Annotated in this window: 16 protein-coding genes and 1 pseudogene; 7 read left to right on the top strand and 10 right to left on the bottom strand. The window is 69.7% G+C overall.

Annotation, left to right across the window (positions count from 1 at the left end; translation table 11 throughout):
* Nucleotides 1–119 precede the first annotated feature (119 nt).
* Both GTO19_RS19530 and GTO19_RS19525 read left to right on the top strand, forming a co-directional pair.
* A complete protein-coding gene (locus GTO19_RS19530) occupies nt 120–1580 on the top strand; it encodes an ATP-binding protein (protein ID WP_291031266.1) in 1461 nt (486 codons plus the stop codon).
* A complete protein-coding gene (locus GTO19_RS19525; RefSeq protein WP_291023906.1) occupies nt 1573–2283 on the top strand; it encodes a response regulator in 711 nt (236 codons plus the stop codon). Before GTO19_RS19530 ends, GTO19_RS19525 begins: the two co-directional genes overlap by 8 nt.
* A 90-nt stretch (nt 2284–2373) precedes the next feature.
* On the opposite strand, the gene GTO19_RS19520 is transcribed toward GTO19_RS19525, so the two are convergent.
* From GTO19_RS19520 to GTO19_RS19495, 6 genes are read right to left on the bottom strand one after another with little or no spacing between them, the layout of a single operon-like run.
* Entirely contained in the window at nt 2374–3321 is a 948-nt protein-coding gene (locus tag GTO19_RS19520) for a zinc ABC transporter substrate-binding protein (protein ID WP_291023903.1), read from the bottom strand.
* Nucleotides 3318–4223 (bottom strand): metal ABC transporter permease, encoded by a 906-nt coding sequence (locus GTO19_RS19515; RefSeq protein WP_291023900.1) that lies wholly within the window; start codon nt 4221–4223, stop codon nt 3318–3320. The genes GTO19_RS19520 and GTO19_RS19515 overlap by 4 nt, the downstream gene beginning before the upstream one ends.
* Nucleotides 4220–4972, bottom strand: coding sequence for a metal ABC transporter ATP-binding protein (locus tag GTO19_RS19510; protein WP_291023897.1), 753 nt, complete (start codon nt 4970–4972; stop codon nt 4220–4222). Before GTO19_RS19510 ends, GTO19_RS19515 begins: the two co-directional genes overlap by 4 nt.
* A complete protein-coding gene (locus GTO19_RS19505; RefSeq protein WP_291023894.1) occupies nt 4969–5904 on the bottom strand; it encodes a zinc ABC transporter substrate-binding protein in 936 nt (311 codons plus the stop codon). Before GTO19_RS19505 ends, GTO19_RS19510 begins: the two co-directional genes overlap by 4 nt.
* 45 nt (nt 5905–5949) lie before the next feature.
* Nucleotides 5950–6567: a DUF6162 family protein gene (locus tag GTO19_RS19500; RefSeq protein WP_291023892.1), complete on the bottom strand. Its 618-nt coding sequence runs from the start codon at nt 6565–6567 to the stop codon at nt 5950–5952.
* On the bottom strand, nt 6564–6902 hold the full coding sequence (locus GTO19_RS19495; RefSeq protein WP_291023890.1) for a hypothetical protein: 339 nt from the start codon (nt 6900–6902) through the stop codon (nt 6564–6566). Before GTO19_RS19495 ends, GTO19_RS19500 begins: the two co-directional genes overlap by 4 nt.
* Nucleotides 6903–7331: 429 nt before the next feature.
* On the opposite strand from GTO19_RS19495, the pseudogene GTO19_RS19490 reads away from it, so the two are divergent.
* From GTO19_RS19490 to GTO19_RS19480, 3 genes and pseudogenes are all read left to right on the top strand, one after another.
* Nucleotides 7332–7909 (top strand): annotated as a pseudogene (locus GTO19_RS19490) (energy transducer TonB).
* Between the two features lie 26 nt (nt 7910–7935).
* A complete protein-coding gene (locus GTO19_RS19485) occupies nt 7936–8682 on the top strand; it encodes a MotA/TolQ/ExbB proton channel family protein (RefSeq protein WP_291023888.1) in 747 nt (248 codons plus the stop codon).
* 4 nt (nt 8683–8686) lie between these two features.
* Complete coding sequence (locus tag GTO19_RS19480; RefSeq protein ID WP_291023886.1) at nt 8687–9097, top strand: biopolymer transporter ExbD; 411 nt, start codon at nt 8687–8689, stop codon at nt 9095–9097.
* A gap of 134 nt (nt 9098–9231) precedes the next feature.
* Here the strand turns inward: GTO19_RS19480 and GTO19_RS19475 are convergent, their stop codons facing one another.
* Complete coding sequence (locus tag GTO19_RS19475) at nt 9232–9639, bottom strand: heme-binding protein (protein ID WP_291023884.1); 408 nt, start codon at nt 9637–9639, stop codon at nt 9232–9234.
* A gap of 178 nt (nt 9640–9817) precedes the next feature.
* Here GTO19_RS19475 and GTO19_RS19470 point away from each other — a divergent pair, with 178 nt between their 5' ends.
* The gene (locus GTO19_RS19470) at nt 9818–10516 is read left to right on the top strand and encodes a Bax inhibitor-1/YccA family protein (protein ID WP_291023881.1); all 699 of its coding nucleotides are present in this window, start codon (nt 9818–9820) and stop codon (nt 10514–10516) included.
* Nucleotides 10517–10627: 111 nt separating this feature from the next.
* The gene (locus GTO19_RS19465) at nt 10628–10945 is read left to right on the top strand and encodes a hypothetical protein (protein WP_291023879.1); all 318 of its coding nucleotides are present in this window, start codon (nt 10628–10630) and stop codon (nt 10943–10945) included.
* A gap of 101 nt (nt 10946–11046) precedes the next feature.
* Here the strand turns inward: GTO19_RS19465 and rlmD are convergent, their stop codons facing one another.
* From rlmD to GTO19_RS19450, 3 genes are read right to left on the bottom strand one after another with little or no spacing between them, the layout of a single operon-like run.
* Entirely contained in the window at nt 11047–12465 is a 1419-nt protein-coding gene (gene rlmD, locus GTO19_RS19460; RefSeq protein WP_291023876.1) for a 23S rRNA (uracil(1939)-C(5))-methyltransferase RlmD, read from the bottom strand.
* A 35-nt stretch (nt 12466–12500) separates the two neighbouring features.
* The gene (locus GTO19_RS19455) at nt 12501–13286 is read right to left on the bottom strand and encodes a 3'-5' exonuclease (protein WP_291023874.1); all 786 of its coding nucleotides are present in this window, start codon (nt 13284–13286) and stop codon (nt 12501–12503) included.
* A 10-nt stretch (nt 13287–13296) separates the two neighbouring features.
* Entirely contained in the window at nt 13297–14190 is an 894-nt protein-coding gene (locus tag GTO19_RS19450; RefSeq protein ID WP_291023870.1) for a peptidoglycan DD-metalloendopeptidase family protein, read from the bottom strand.
* Nucleotides 14191–14200 lie beyond the last annotated feature (10 nt).

Raw genomic sequence — 14200 nt, 5'->3', positions numbered from 1 at the left:
TCACACAGCGCTTGCACAGTGTTTGCCAGATTCCGGTTTAGTCTTGCCCCATGTCCGCCGCGCCCTCCGTCTCCCCCGCCCGCCCCCGCTCGGGGCTCGCGCGCTTCGATTCGCTGCGCGTGAAGCTTTTTCTGGCCATCGCCGGCGCCAACGTGGTGCTGGTGATGGCGGCCTACCTCATCTACGGCTGGAGCTTCGACCGCGGTCTGGTGGAGTACCTGAACAAGGCCGACGAGACGCGCCTGCAACCCCTGGTGGTGCGCCTGGCCAACGGCTACCGCCAGCACGGCCACTGGGACTGGATCGCGGGCGACCGCGAGCGCTGGTTCGAGCTGTCGCGCGAGGTGCTGGGCTCGGGGCGCGTGCAACGCCGGCCGGGGGAACAAGGGCAGCCCCCCGGCGCCCCGCCGCCAACGAACAACGCGCCGGCGCCCGCGGGCCCACGCCCTGCGGCCGAGGCCCCGCCCCCCGGCAACCCGCCCGCGCTCACCATCGACCCGCGCCTGCTCCTGCTCGACGCCGAGCGGCGGGTGATCATCGGCCCCGAGTGGCGCGCCGAGCAGGCCGTGCTCAAGCCCATCACCGTGGACGAGCGGCTGGTGGGCTACCTGGGCTACGTGCCGCGGCTGCAGATGGTGGCCTCGCTGGAGCGCGTGTTCCAGGCGCAGCAGACGCGCACCTACGCGGCCATCGCGCTGGGCCTGTTCGCGGCCGTGCTGCTCAACGCGGCGCTGATCGCGCACTGGCTCTCGCGGCGCCTGCGCGCGCTGGGCGCGGGCACCACGGCCATCGCCCAGGGCGACTACGAGGTGCGCCTGAACGCGCAAGGCCACGACGAACTGGCCCAGCTCGCGGACGACTTCAACCGCATGGCCGTCTCCTTGCAGGCCGCGCGCCAGGCGCGCCAGCAGTGGATCGCCGACATCGCGCACGAACTGCGCACGCCACTGGCCACGCTGCGCGCCGAGATCGAGGCGCTGCAGGACGGCATCCGCCAACCCGACGCGGCCAACCTCGACTCGCTGGCGCAGGAGGTGAGCCGCCTCACGCGGCTGGTGGACGACCTGCGCCTGCTCTCGCTCTCGGACCTGGGCGCGCTGGACTACCGCTTCGCGCCGCTGGACCTGGGGCGCTTCGTGGCCGACTACCTGCACGAAGCCACCGCGCGGCCCGGCCAGCGCCTGCGCCTGAGCACCGATCTGCCCGAGGGCCTGAGCGTGCGCGCCGACGGCGACCGGCTCGACCAGGTGCTGGCCAACCTGCTGCAGAACACCCTGCGCTACACGCACGAGCCCGCGTCGCTGGACGTGCGGCTGGTGCGCGACGGCGACGAGGCGCGCCTGAGCTGGGAAGACTCCGCGCCCGGCGTGCCCGCCGAGGCCCTGCCGCGCCTGACGGACCGGCTCTACCGCGTGGACGAGTCGCGCGCGAGCGCCAGCGGCGGCTCGGGCCTGGGGCTGGCGATTGCCCGGGCCATCGTTGAAGGACACGGCGGGCGCATGACCGCTTCGGCCAGCGCCTTGGGCGGGCTGCGCTGGGACCTGTGGCTGCCCCTGCACGCGGAGGCCGAGCATGACTGACACGGCGGGCCGCATCCTCATCGTCGAAGACGAGACCAAGATCGCCAAGGTCCTGCTCGACTACCTCGCGCAATCCGGCTACGAGACGCACCACCTCACGCGCGGCGACGAGGTCGAGGCCTGGCTGGCCGAGCACCCGGTGGACCTGGTGCTGCTGGACCTGATGCTGCCGGGCAAGAGCGGGCTGGACGTGTGCCGCGAACTGCGCTCGGGCCAGGCCGGCCGGCCGGCGCCCGCGATCATCATGGTCACGGCGCGCGTGGAGGAGATCGACCGCCTGCTGGGCCTGGAGCTGGGCGCGGACGACTACATCTGCAAACCCTTCAGCCCGCGCGAGGTGGTGGCGCGCGTGAAGGCGGTGCTGCGCCGTGGCACGCACGCGCCGGCCGACACGCCCGGTGGACTGCAACTGGACGAGGCCGCCTGGCGGGCCACCTTCGATGGCCACGACCTCGGCCTCACCGTGGTGGAGTTCCAGTTGCTCAAGGTGCTGAGCGCGCGACCGGGGCGCATCTTCTCGCGCGAACAGTTGATGGACGCGATGTACCGGGACGAGCGCGTGGTCTCCGATCGCACGGTGGACAGCCACATCAAGAAGCTGCGCCGCAAGATCGAGGACGCCGCCCCAGGGCGCGAGCCCATTCACTCCGTCTACGGCCTGGGCTACAAATTTGAACTACCCCCGCAGCCGCTCACTGAGTGAGCGGCTTCCCCCCTCAAGGGGGCAACACCTGCGGCCCGGCAAAGCCGGTTCCGCGGTGTTTCTGGCTTGGGGGTTGGCAGGCGACGCTGATCAGGGTGTCGCCAGCGCGCCCAGGCGGTCGGCATTCTGCTGCAACTCGGCCACCGGGTCGCGGCCTTCGGTCTGCAGCACGATCAGCTTCGCACCCGCCTGCTGCACGGCCTGCGCCACGGCGGGCGGCGGCTCGCGGTGGTGCAGCGCGGCGGCCACCGCGCCCTCGCGCAGGCGCTTCGTCAATTCGGCCAGGGCCTCGGGCGTCCAGGCCGCGTCGTCCTCGCGCGCATCGGTGCCCACCAGGTCCAGGTTGAAGCCGCTCACCAGGTAGTCGAGCCGGTCGGACAGGCTGAACACCGACAAGTTGCTCGCGCGCGCCAGCCGCGCCTCGCTCTGCGCGGTGGTGGCCAGCACACGCTGGCGCAGCGCGGCCACGTTGTCCTGCAGGCGTTGCTTCGCCTCGGGCACCAGGCGCGCCACGTCGGCCGCGATCACGTCGGCCATGCGGCCCAGGTTCACCGGGTCCAGCCAGGGCAGGGCCGCCACAGTGGCGGCGCCTTCCCGCAGCGCGATGCCGGGCAGCGAGGCGTCGAGCGGGCGCGCCGCGTCGATCTCGATCAGGCGGATGTTCTGGCGCCGCGCGAGCGGGAACAGCGGGTCGTCGGGCCAGATGGAGCGCAGCGCGATCACCGCGTCGGCCTGGCGCGCGGCCTGGCCCAGGGCGGCAGCGCCGCGGCTGCTGAAGAAGGCGAGTTGGCGGTTCGCCGGCAGGGTCTCTGGCACGGGGCGTAGCACGGTGATGCCGGTGCCCTGCGCCAGCGTCTGGGTGAGCGAGGCCACCACCGGGTGGGACACCAGCAGGCGCACAGGGGCCGCGATCGCTGCGCCGGCAACGGGCGCCTGCGCCTGTGCGGCCAGCGGCGCGGCGAGCGCGAGCATGAGCGCCAGACCGGCCTGGCGCAGGCCGGGTGCCAGCGCGGCGAGGAAAACAGGGCGCGGGTTCATCCGGCGTGTCCTTTGAGGGCGGGCGTGAAGCCGCGCACGATGGCCGCGAGCCCGAAGAGCGCGCCGGCGGTGAGGATGATGGCCGCGCCCGAGGGCACCGGCAGCTCGAGCTCGATCGGCACCAGGATGCCGACCTGCGTGCTGAGCGTGGCGACGAGCACGCTGAGCCAGAAGAAGCCGCGCAGCGACAGGCTCAACAAGCGCGCGGCAGCGGCGGGGATGATCAGCAGCGCGCCGACAAGGATGGCGCCGATGACCTTGACCGAGGCGACGGTGACGATGGTGACCAGCACCACGAAGAGGTAGTCCAGCAGCTTCACGCGAACACCGCGCACGCTGGCCAGTTGCGGGTTGAAGCTGGCCAGCATGAAGCGGTTGTAGAGCGGCACCGTGAGCGCCACCACCACCGCGCTCACCGCCAGCAGCACCAGCAGGTCGCTGGTGTCCACGGTGAGCACCGAGCCGAACAGCACGTTCTCCAGGATATGGATGTTCACGCGGCCCGAGAGGATCAACAGCAGGCTGGCGCCCAGCGAGAGCGAGACCGCGAGGAACACGCCGATCAGCGTGTCGGGCGACAGGCCGGTGCGGTTGCGCACGTACATCAGCAGCAGGCCGAACAGCGTGCAGTAGGCGAACAGGCTGCCGTAAGGCCCGGTGTACGGTTCGCCCAGCAGGATGCCGATGGCCACGCCCGTGAGCGCGGCGTGGCCCACGGCCTCGGAGAAGAAGGCCAGGCGCTTGACCACCACCAGCGTGCCCAGGCCGCCCAGCACGGGGCCGATGCACAGGCCCGCGAGCACCGCATTGACGACGAAACCGTACGTCAGCGAGTTCGGCAGCAGGCCCTGTGCGGCCAGGTGCTGGATGGCGTGGCGCAAGGCGTCGATCAGCTCGGTCATGCGTCGAGCTCCTCGGGCGCTCTCGCCTCTTCGTGCCGGTGCCGGTTCGAGAACAAGGCCAGCACGCGCGGCGGCGTCAGCGCGTCGGCAGGCGGGCCATCGAACAGCACCTGGCGGTTCAGGCCGGTGACGCGGTCGGCCAGGCGCGTCACGGCGTCCAGGTCGTGCTCGATCCACAGCACGGTGGTGCGCCGCGCGCGCCAGTGCGCGAGCAGTTCCTCGAACACGCGCATGCCGGCCTCGTCGAGCGCGGACATGGGTTCGTCGAGCAGCACCAGGTCGGGCGCGGGAATCAGCGCCTGCGCCAGCAGCACGCGCTGGCGTTCGCCGCCCGAGAGCGCACCCATGCGGCGCTGCGCCTTCTCCCACATGCCCACCTGGTGCAGCGCCTGTTCCACCGGCGCTTTCCAGCGCCGCGACAGGCCCAGCATCACCGGGCGGCGCTGGCACATGGCGCCCATGAAGTCCATCACCGTCATCGGCAGGCCGGCGTCGAAGGCCAGGGCCTGCGGCACGTAGCCCACCACGCCGGGCCGTTCGCCGGGCCATTCCAATGCGATGCGGCCGCGGTGCGGCACCTGGCCCAGCAAGGCCCTGAACAGCGAGCTCTTGCCGCCGCCGTTGGGCCCCACCAGCGCGTGCACGCCGCCGGCGGTCACGCGCAGGCTCACCTGCTGCAGGATGTCGGTCTGGCCGAGGGTGAGGGCAACCGACTCGAAGGCGATGGCGGGGCCGCCGGAAGCGGTCATGCGGCCTCCTGGATCGCGCGCACGACCGTCGCCAGGTTCTTCGCGATCTCCTGCTCGAACTTCTCGGCCGTGTAAGGCCCGTGCGAGATGTGCGTGAGCGCGTACAGGCGCACGCCGGTTTCGCGGCGAATGGTGTCGACGTAGGCCGAGGGGAAGTCCATCTCCGAGAAGATCACCTTCACGTCGAGCGAGCGGATCTGGTCGATGGTGCCCTTGAGCTGCGCGGGGCTGGGTTCGATGCCGTGCGCCGGTTCCACCACGGCCGCCACCTCCAGGCCGAACTCGCGCAGCAGGTAGTCGTAAGCGCCGTGAATGGTGGCGATGCGGAAGTCGGCGCCCGGCGTTTTCACGAGCTGGCCCAGGGCGTCGGCGCGCAGCTTGCGCAGCTTCTGCGCGTAGGCGCGCGCATTGGCCGTGAAGGCGGCGGCGTTGGCGGGGTCGAGCTTGCCGAGCTCGCGCGCGATGGTGTTGACCTGCGAGATGGAGGCCGTGACCGAAAGGAAGGTGTGCGGGTTCACCACCTTGCCCGAGGTGCCGCGCCCGGTGCCCACCGCCGCCAGCAGCGGCACCTGCGCATTGGCCTCGATCACCTTGAGGTCCGGCTTCTCGCTGGCCTTGATCATGCGGCCGGCGAAGTCGTCGTGGCCCACGCCGTTGAGCACGATCACGTCGAGCGAGCCGATGCGCTTGATGTCCTCGGTGCGCGGTTCGTAGGCGTGCGGGTTGAAACCGGCGGGGATGACGGGCACCACCTCGGCCAGCTCGCCCACCGTGTTGGCCACATAGCTGTAGTAGGGGTGCAGCGTCACGCCCACGCGCAGGCGCTTGCCCTGGGCGAAGGCGGGACGGCCGGTGGCGGCCAGTGCCAGGGGCGTGCAGGCCAGGGCCGCGAGCAGGCGGCGGCGCTTGTGCATCGTCTGAAGGTCTTGCATGTCGGTGCGTCTTGGGAGAATGAACGGCGTGCGCGCTGGCCGCGCTCAGTGCGGCGTGTCCTTGCGCGTCACGCCGGCGTCGTAGCGCGTGACCACCTGGCGCCAGCCCTGGCGAACCAGCGCGGCGCTGTCGATGCCCTCGGGCCAGGCCACGGGGCCTTCGCGCTGGATCCAGATCTCGACCGCGTCGCCGTGCACGTGGCCGGCGGCGTTGTCGCCCCCGTCCTTGCCGGCGGTGGCCGGCAGGCGCAGCAGGAAGGACGCGGCGACTTGCGGTTCGGCGCTGCGGCCGACGTAGGCCAGGTCGTGCCCTTGAGGGCTGGCCCGCCACTCGTGCGCGCCGCGGGCGCGCGCCTCGGGGCCGGCGGAGAACGGCGGCAGGCCGAGGTCGCGCAGCGCCTCGACGGTGGGCATGGCCTGCTCGCTGTCGCGCAGCGCCGCGATCTCGTCGGCCGCCACCAGCAGGTCCGCGTGCACGCCCTGCTCGGCCGCGTTGAGTTGCGTGCGCGCGTCCACCTGGTGCGTGGCCAGCGTGGCGGTGGTGGCCGGCTGCGCGCGCACGCCCACGACCAGCGCGGCCACCGCGAGCACGCCCGCCGCAGCGAGCAAGACCCACAGGGTTTCGTGGCCAGCCCCGGCCGGACGCACCACCTGAACGGTCATGGTTTGACGTCGGTGTGGTCCACTTCGGCCGAGTGCTCCCCGCCGTCTTCCAGGCGCACGAAGTACTCGCCCGCGGGCTTGGCGAAGCGCCAGGTGGCGTCGCCACCCAATGTGCCCTTGGCCAGCACCCGCTCGTCGTAAGCCTTGACCGCAATGGCCATGCCTGCCGCGTCGCTCCCATCGGAGAACTCGCCCTTGCACTGCACCATGTTCCCGGCCGCGGAGCGACAGCTCAGCAGCAGGCTGTGCGCGAACGAGGGGCCGGGCAGGGCCAGCGCCCCCAGGAGCAGGACAGGGGCCAGGCGGTGGGCGGAACGGGCGCGCGTGACGGGCATGGGGGACAGTGGGGGCGAAAGCTCAGGAGGGCCTGATCATAAATGAGAATTGTTTTTAATATCAGCACGGACGATGCCACCGCCCGCCAGCACGGCGCCGGAACTTGATCGAGCCCCGGCGGTCCAGCGCTTGAAAAAAAAATTGGCCGATCGCTGAGAATGCGAAACATTCTCGTTTAGAATGGCTCAACTTTCCTGTCACACCCCTGTGTGCGCCACTTGCGCGAAAGGACGTTCATGATCACGGGCCTCGTTGTTCACGTTGCCAGTCTCATGCTCACGCTGATCGCGCTGTACTGGATTTTTCGACGCGAATAGTCATCGACGAGGCTTCTTCATCCGGGCCAAGGGCACTGTTTGTGCCGGCCCCCTCGTTCAACCGCCATGCCCACGACCAGCTTTCCCCTGGGGTCCCCCGCCCCCGTCCCGATGACCCCCGTGCCGCGCCGCTTCAACCGCCGCCTGCTCGTGGTGGGTTCCGTGGTGGGCCTGCACGTGTTCGCGGTCTGGGCACTGCAAAGCGGCCTGCTGCGCCGCGCGGCGGAGATGGTGATCCCGGTGGAGGTGATGGCCGAGCTGATCGAGCTGCCCCAGCCCCAGGTGGAGCCCGAGCCGCCTGCCCCGGCCCCGCCCGCACCCAANNCGTGGTGCCCGCGCCGCCTGCCCCCGTGGTGGCGGCGCCGCCGCCACCCGCCCCGCCGGCTCCGCCCGCGCCGCCGCCGGTGGTGCAGCTGCCTTCCAGCAGCGCCGACTACCTCAACAACCCGCGCCCGGCCTACCCCTCGCTGTCGCGCCGTCTGGGCGAACAGGGCAAGGTCGTCGTGCGCGTCTTCATCGATGTCAACGGCACGGCCAGCAAGGCCGAAATCCACACCTCCAGCGGCTACGAGCGCCTCGACCAGACGGCGCTGCAGACCGTGCTGCGCTGGCGCTACGTGCCCGGCAAGCGCGGCGGCGTGGCCGAGGCCATGTGGTTCAACGTGCCCATCAATTTCGTCTTGGAATAAACCGCCTTCGCAGGAGTCAGAGCTTCATGGATTCGCAATTCGCCACCTCGGGCATCGCCCACGTCTGGAGCCAGGGTGACTGGGTCACCCGCAGCGTGGCCCTCGTGCTGCTGGCCATGTCCCTCGCCTCGTGGATCATCATCCTGTGGAAGGCACTGGACCTGCGCGCCCAGCGCGCCCAGGCCCGTGGCGTCGAAGGCTTCTGGCACAGCAGCGACTTCGCCGAAGGCCTGGAAAAACTCGGCGACGCCGATGGCAACCCCTTCCGCACCGCCGCCATCGAGGGCCGCGAGGCGGCCCGCCACATCACCCACCAGGACGGCGCCAGCCGCCCGCAGCTGCACGACAACCTGGACGTGAGCGACTGGATCGAGCGGGCGCTGCGCAAGAGCGTGGACGACTTCACCATCCGCGCGCAGGGCGGCCTGTCGGTGCTGGCCTCGGTGGCCTCCACCGCGCCCTTCGTGGGCCTGTTCGGCACGGTCTGGGGCATCTACCACGCGCTGCTGGGCATCAGCACGGCGGGCCAGGTCGCCATCGACCAGGTCGCCGGCCCCATCGGCGAAGCGCTCATCATGACGGCCCTGGGCCTGCTGGTGGCCATTCCCGCGGTGCTGGGGTACAACGCCCTGGTGCGCGGCAACAAGGCCGTGCTGCACAAGCTCAACCGCTTCGCGCACGACCTGCACGCCTACTTCGTCACCGGTGCCCGCGTGAGCGTGGCCGCCGAGGGCAAGGTTCTGCCGATCAAGCAGCAACAGCAGCGGAGCTGATCACATGGCCATCGGAACGCAAGACGCCAGCGATGAAGTCATGAGCGAGATCAACATGATCCCGTTCATCGACGTGATGCTGGTGCTGCTCATCATCTTCATCATCACGGTGCCGGTCATCCAGCACGCCGTGAACATCGACCTGCCACAGGCCAGCGTCGAAAAGGTGCAGGACAAGCCGGAGAACATCCGCTTCTCGGTCGATGCCGAGGGCCAGTACTTCTGGAACGACCAGCGCCTGAGCGATGGCGAGCTGGACGGCATGCTGAGCGCTGCCGCCGCGCAGGAGCCGCAACCCGAACTGCACATCCGCGGCGACAAGGCCGTGCGCTACGAACGCGTGGCCCTGGCCATGGCCGCGGCGCAGAAGGCCGGCTTGCGCAAGATCGGATTCATCACGGAGCCCACGCCCTGAACGTGCGTTCAGGCGCGCGGGACCGCTTTTGTATCGTGGGGCGACCCGGGGATGCCTCATCCCCGAGCGTCGTTTTTGAGCCAGCCAGGGCGGCACACCACGCCGCCGTTAGCCAGGCGCTTTTTACCCGATCTTCAAAGACCGAGTGCGGCGATGCCCGCGCGCGCGATCTGCGCGTCCTCGGTGGACTTGACACCGCTGACGCCGACGGCGCCGATGCACTGGCCGTCCTTCATCACCGGCACGCCGCCTTCGAGCATGCCCTGCAGTTGCGGGGCGCTCAGGAACGAGGTGCGGCCCTGGTTGATGACATCCTCGTAGACCTTGCTCTCGCGCCGGCCCATGGCCGCCGTGTGCGCCTTGGCGGGTGCGATGTGGGCCGAGATGGGCGGCGCGCCGTCCAGGCGCTGCAGCCACATCAGATGGCCGCCCGCGTCGACGATGGCGATCGTCACCGCCCACTGGTGGGCCAGGGCTTCCTTTTCCGCCGCTTGGGCGATGGCTTTGACGTCGGCGGCTTCGAGCGCATGGGTGGACTTCATGTACTTCCTTGGAGTGGGTGAAAAACGGGTGAGCCCCGGACGATAACCCCTTGATTACGAACCTGGCGGTCACAACTGAGCTCACCCTGTCATCAACGGCGCACGACACCGCGTTGAGGGGCACGGGAACCTCGGGCACAATGCCCGAATCTTAGGGTTGACTTAAGGAGTCCACACAATGTCCGACCACGTTCAAACCAACGGCCGCTTCGGTACCGCCGTCTCGGCCAGCGCTTCGCAACGCAACCGCGTGCTGCGCAACACCTACTGGCTGCTCGCGCTGTCCATGCTGCCCACGGTGCTGGGCGCCTGGGTGGGGGTGGCCACCGGCATCACGGCCAGCCTCACGGGCGGCCTGGGCCTGATCGTCTTCCTGGGCGGCGCCTTCGGTTTCATGTTCGCGATCGAGAAGACCAAGAACTCGGCCGCCGGCGTGCCGATCCTGCTGGCCTTCACCTTCTTCATGGGCCTGATGCTGTCGCGCCTGCTGGCCATGGTGCTGGGCTTCGCCAATGGCTCCGGCCTGATCATGATGGCCTTTGGCGGCACGGCGGCGGTGTTCTTCGGCATGGCCTCGCTGTCCAGCGTCATCAAGCGCGACCTGTCGAACATGGGCAAATTCCTGTTCATCGGCGCGATCCTCATCCTGGTGGCCGCGGTGGCGAACGTCTTCATCCAGTCCAGCGCGCTGATGATCACCATCTCGGTGTTGGCGGTGGGCGTGTTCTCGGCCTTCATCCTGTACGACCTCAAGCGCGTGCAGGACGGCGAGGAAACCAACTACATCAGCGCCACCCTGGGCGTGTACCTGAGCCTGTACAACGTGTTCCAGAGCCTGCTGATGCTGCTGGGCGTGTTCGGTGGCGAGCGCGAATAAGTGGCGTTTTCCACCTGATGAAAGAAGGGCCTTCGGGCCCTTTTTTCTTGGCCGAGACCGTCAAGTTCCGGGCCGGGCGGCCGAAGTTCAGGGGCAACACCCCGAACCACCATGCGCCGCCCTGCCCTCATCCTGCTCACACTCGCCAGCACCTGGCTGGCCGGCTGCGATGCCCTGGGCATCGAGTCGGCCACGGCCGTCAATGCGCGCAAGGAGGCCGAAGGCCGGGCCATCGGCAGCGCCTGCCGGCACGCCGTGCGCAGCATCGAGTTGTGCTTCCAGTCGAATCCGCGCGCGGGCAAGGCGGCGGTGTTCGCGGGCTGGCGGGAGATGGACCAGTACATGCGGGACAACAGCGTGGTCGGCATGCCGTCGGAGGGCGAGGCGGCTCCTGCTGAAAAGGCTTCTTCGGAGAAGCCGACGTCCTGACGGCTTCTGGCCTGCACCTCGCGGCGCTGGCGGCCACTGGGCGCCCTGCTCCGCGAATGTCCCCCGCCAAGGGCTGCGCCCTTGGCTCCTCCTTTATTTCGCTACGCAGGGCGCCCAGCGTCCGCCAGCTCAAACACCGCCATGCTCTCGACGTGGGCGGTGTGGGGGAACATGTTGACGGCACCGGCCGATACGCAGCGGTAGCCCGCCTGGTGCACCAGCAAACCCGCGTCGCGCGCCAGCGTGGCGGGGTTGCAGCTCACGTAGACGATGCGCCTCGGGGGCGTCCAGTCGCCCCGCAGTTCGGGTTGCTGGTGCAAATCGGCCAGGGCCTTGGAAAGGGCGAAGGCGCCCTCGCGCGGCGGGTCGACCAGCCACTTCTCGGCCACGCCGTCGGCCACCAGTTGCTCGGGGGTCATCTCGAACAGGTTGCGCGCGGCGAAGGTGGTGGGCGCGAAAGGCTGCGCGCGGCCTTCGCTGTTGCGCGCCAGGTTCTCGCGCGAGCGGGCCACCAGGGCCTCGCTGCCCTCCACGCCCAGCACCTCGCGCGCGGTGGTGGCGATGGGCAGGGTGAAGTTGCCCAGGCCGCAGAACCAGTCGATCACGCGCTCGTCTGGCTTCGCGTCGAGCAGGCGCAGGGCGCGTGAGACGAGCACGCGGTTGATCGAGGGGTTGACCTGGGTGAAGTCGGTGGGTTTGAAGGGCATGAGCACGCCGTAGTCGGGCAAGGCGTAGCTCAACTGCTCGCCGCCTTCGTCCAGCAGGCGCACCGTGTCCGGCCCCTTGGCCTGCAACCACCACTGCACGCCGTGCTGCTGGCCGAAGGCGCGCAGGCGCGCCAGATCGTCCTCGCTCAGGGGCTCGAGGTGGCGCAGCACCAGCGCGGTCACGCTGTCGCCGCAGGCCAGTTCGATCTGCGGGCAGGTCTCGCGCGCGTCCATGCCGAAGATGAGTTCGCGCAACGGGGCGAGCATGTCGCTCACGTGCGGCGGCAGCACCAGGCACACGCCCATGTCGGCCACGTAGCGGCTCTTGCGCTCGTGAAAGCCGATCAGAACCACGCCCTTCTTGTGCACGTGGCGCACCGACAGGCGCGCGCGGTGGCGGTAGCCCCAGGTGGGGCCTTCGATGGGTCGCAGCACGGTCTCGGGGCGCACCTTGCCCAGGTGCCAGAGGTTGTCCTCCAGCACGCGCTGCTTGATGGCGACCTGCGCCGCCGGGTGCAGGTGCTGCATCTTGCAGCCACCGCAGGCGCCCGCGTGCAGGCCGAAGTGCGGGCAGGCCGGGCGCACGCGCTGCGAGGACTCGCGGTGGATGGCCGTGACGGTGGCGGCCTCCCAGTTGTTCTTCTTGCGGTGGACGGAGACGCTGACCTGCTCGAACGGCAGCGCGCCTTCGATGAAGACCACCTTGCCGTCGGCGCGGTGGGCGATGCCCTGGGCTTCGATGTCCAGGGATTCGACGGCGAGCGAGCCGTCGGGGAACGTGGGGTAGGTGTTGTGCGGAACGTCAGAGGACATCCCGCGATTGTCTCAGGCCGTCAGCGGGCCAGCGCTCATGCCCAGGCCGCGAGGTATTCCTGCCAGTGCGACTCACCGGGTGCCAGCCCACCCAGCGTTTCCTTCACGTAGGCGATCTCGCGCTCGTACTCGTCGGGCGTGAAACCACCGCGCATCTTCTGGAAGCGGCAGTACATGAGGTAGGTGTTCATCACGTCCGTCTCGCAGTAGCGGCGGATGGCGTCCGTCTGCCCGGCGAGGTACTGGGCGTAGACCTGCGAGCCGTCCATGCCCAGTTTGCCCGGAAAGCCGCAGAGCTTGGCCATGGCGTCGAGCGGCGCGTTGTTCTTGGGCGAGTACATGGCCAGCAGGTCCATCAGGTCCAGGTGGCGCATGTGGTAGCGGCCGATGTAGTTGTTCCACTTGAACTCGCGGTCGTCCTCGCCCATGTCCCAGTACTTGTTGGCCTCCAGGCCATGGCGCAGACCGCGGTAATGCAGCACGGGCAGGTCGAAGCCGCCGCCGTTCCAGCTCACGAGCTGGGGCACGTGTTTTTCGATCGCCTGGAAGAAGCTCTGGATGACCCGGCCTTCACTCTGGCCGTCCTTGTCGACAAAGGAGTGGATGCGCAGGCCTTCGGCGTTGCGGAACACGCAACTGATGACCAGCACGCGCTGCAGGTAGAGCGGCATGAAGTCGCTCTGCCCCTTCTCCTTGCGCTCGGCCACCCATTCGGCGTGCACCTGCTCGTCGCTCAGGTCGGCACCGGCCGAGCGCAGCGCGCGCAGCCCATCCACGTCCGGAATGGACTCGATGTCGAAGACGAGGACAGGCCAGGCCATTCGCGCCGGATCAGCGCTTCGGCAAATGGGAGAGCGGATCGACCGGTTTGCCCTGGCGGCGCACCTCGAAGTGCAGCTTCACGCGGTCGGTGTCGCTGCTGCCCATCTCGGCGATCTTCTGGCCCTGGCGCACCGCCTGGTTCTCGCGCACCAGCAGCGCCTGGTTGTGCGCATAGGCCGTGAGGTAGGTGTTGTTGTGCTGCAGGATGATGAGGTTGCCGTAGCCGCGCAGGCCGGCACCCGCGTAGACCACGCGCCCATCCGCCGCCGCCACCACGGGGTCGCCGATCTTGCCGCCGATGCTCACGCCCTTGTTGGTGTTCTCGTCGAAGTTCGCGATGACCGCGCCCGAGGCCGGCCAGACGAACTGGATCTCGTCGCCGGCCGCGGCAGGGGCTGGCGCGGGCGCCGGGGCCGCCGGGGGTGCGGGAGCCGGCGCGGCGGCCGGGCTGGTCTCGCTCAGGGGCCGCGAGGTGACGCCGCTGCTGGTGACGGGCGCCGTGGACACGCCGTTGGGGGCGGGCGCCGGCGCGGCGGCCGTGGCGGCGGGCGGTACCACGCGCAGCAGCTGGCCCACCTCGATGGCGTTCGGGTTCGGCAGGTTGTTCCAGGTGGCGATGTCGCGCCAGTCCTGGCCCGCGTTGAGGGCGATGCGGTACAGCGTGTCGCCGGGTTGCACCGTCACGTAGCCCACGCGGGGCTGCGCCGGGGCGGGCGCCGGCGCGCTCGTCTCCGCGGCGGACCGGGAGGTACCCCGGTCTTCGACCGGTGCGGGACGCGACACGCGTGTGCTGCAGGCGCTCACGAGCAGGGCCAGGCCGAGCACGGACCACGTCAGCGCGCGCGCCGCCGTGTGCCCCTGCGCCCGGGTAAGGCCCAGGTCGTGTTTTGCCATTTGGTTCATGAAGACTCCA

This window comes from Hydrogenophaga sp. (assembly GCF_011772445.1).
Taxonomy (GTDB): Bacteria; Pseudomonadota; Gammaproteobacteria; order Burkholderiales; family Burkholderiaceae_C; genus Hydrogenophaga.
Note: the sequence above shows the minus strand (reverse complement) of the source record. Positions and strands in the feature narration are given on the sequence as shown.